This window comes from Mesorhizobium sp. M1E.F.Ca.ET.041.01.1.1, assembly GCF_003997355.1.
In the GTDB taxonomy this organism is placed as follows: Bacteria; Pseudomonadota; Alphaproteobacteria; order Rhizobiales; family Rhizobiaceae; genus Mesorhizobium.
Window position 1 is genome coordinate 1 of the sequence record NZ_RZSL01000917.1, and the last position, 1,668, is coordinate 1,668.

At 64.1% G+C, this 1,668-nt stretch carries 3 protein-coding genes; 1 reads left to right on the top strand and 2 read right to left on the bottom strand.

The genetic code is table 11. The annotated features are described in order from the left end of the window. The coding region (locus EOA38_RS35865; protein ID WP_189435158.1) for a fumarylacetoacetate hydrolase family protein at window positions 1-399 on the bottom strand (399 nt) is incomplete at its 3' end. Window positions 400-605: 206 nt separating this feature from the next. Here EOA38_RS35865 and EOA38_RS35870 point away from each other — a divergent pair. Next, window positions 606-1,289 carry a response regulator transcription factor gene (locus EOA38_RS35870; protein ID WP_126093362.1) on the top strand — a complete coding sequence of 228 codons (684 nt, stop codon included), beginning with the start codon at window positions 606-608 and terminating at the stop codon, window positions 1,287-1,289. A gap of 9 nt (window positions 1,290-1,298) precedes the next feature. Here the strand turns inward: EOA38_RS35870 and EOA38_RS35875 are convergent. Continuing rightward, window positions 1,299-1,668: response regulator (locus tag EOA38_RS35875; protein WP_145966263.1), on the bottom strand; the 370-nt coding region annotated here is incomplete at its 5' end.

Below are 1,668 nucleotides of genomic sequence, written 5' to 3' on the forward strand. Positions count from 1 at the left end.
GTGTATAAGAGACAGGTCCCAGGGGCGGGCGGCTTTCTTCGCCTGGTCCTGCAGGTCGCGGCGGGTCAGGTCGACGCCGACGCCGTAGCCCCAGACATGGGCGAGCGCCTCGCCGCGGGGAATGCGGAAGCCGGCTTTGCCGATCGCCACGACCAGCTCGATCTCGTGGTGGAGGTTGGCGGTCAATGGCGGGTAGGGGATCTCGGCGCCGCTGTCGACCACCGCGTCGGCCGGCTTGGTGAAGAAGAAGGGCGGGTCGCGCTCGTCATTGCCGAGCTCGCGCGCGTGTGCCGCGTAATTGCGCCCGACGCAGAAGATGCGACGCACGGCAAATCGCTCCCCCGAGCCGGCAATGGCGACTGAGGCGATCGCTGGCGGCGGGAGGACGAAGTCTGTCATCGGCTGGGTTCTGCCTTAGTGTGAATCTGCCTGCACATTCGGCCGATTTCGGCGAGCAGGCAAGGCACGGCGATCATGAAACCGTTGGCCCTGTTATTTTGCCGACAAGGCGACTTTCGGGCGATGTACTATTTGGCAATAATCTGACCATGGTGACGGGACTATCCTGTGCCGACCGAAATCGAACCGATGCCTGAATCCGAGCAATGACCCCCGTCAGCGATCGCGCCCGCTTTCTGATCATCGATGACCACCCGCTGTTTCGCGAGGCGCTGCATAGCGCCGTGCAGATGGCCTATCCTGACGTCGATACGGTCGAGGCGCGCTCGATCGCGGAGGCGATCGATCTCCTCGCCGATGCAAAACCGTTCGACCTGGCGCTGCTCGACTTGAGCATGCCCGACGTGCACGGCTTCGAAGGGCTGCTGCAGCTCAGGACCCGCTATCCGCGCCTGCCGGTGGTGATCGTGTCGGGCTATGAGGAGCCGAAGATCATTTCCGAGGCGCTGTCCTATGGTGCCGCGGGTTTCATCCCGAAATCGGCGAGGAAAAGCGATCTCGCCGCGGCCATCCGCTCGGTGATGGACGGCGCGGTCTATGTGCCGGAAAACTATGGCGGACAGCCGGCGGACCCCGACAGCACCGACCGCGCCGACATGGTGCAGCGGCTGGCGACGCTGACGCCGCAGCAACTGAGGGTTTTGCAGATGCTGCGCCAGGGTATGCTGAACAAGCAGATCGCCTATGAGCTGCAGGTGGGCGAGACTACGGTTAAGGCGCATGTCTCGGAGATTTTGCGCAAGCTCAATGTCTACAGCCGCACGCAGGCAGTGATCGAGGTGTCGAAGCTGGACAATACGGAGCTGTTCAGGGATCAGACTGGGTTTTGAGCGTAATTTCTAAGCCAGCAGATGCGCCAATAGCGCGCGCAGCTGTGCCGGCTTCAGCGGCTTGCGCATCAATTCGATGCCGGCGGCGCGGGCGGCTTTGGCGACGAGCTCCGAGCCATCGGCGGTGACGATCAGCGCCGGCACGGGCCGGCCCAGATAGTCGCGCACTTCGGCGATGGTGGCGGTGCCGAGATCGCCACCGTCGAGATGCTGGTCGGCGATGACGATGTCGGGCACCCAGTCGGTGTCGCCGATGAGGTCGAGCGCATCGTCGGTCGAGGTCGCGGCGCGCACCAGGCACTGCCAGCGCTCGAGCAGCGAGGTCATGGCGCTCAGCACGTCGGTGTCGTTCTCGAGCAGCAGCACCCTGGTGCCGAAC

Coding starts and splice junctions, on each gene's coding strand:
- EOA38_RS35870 (WP_126093362.1), top strand. CDS start 606: ATGACCCCCGTCAGCGATCGCGCCCGCTTTCTGATCATCGATGACCAC.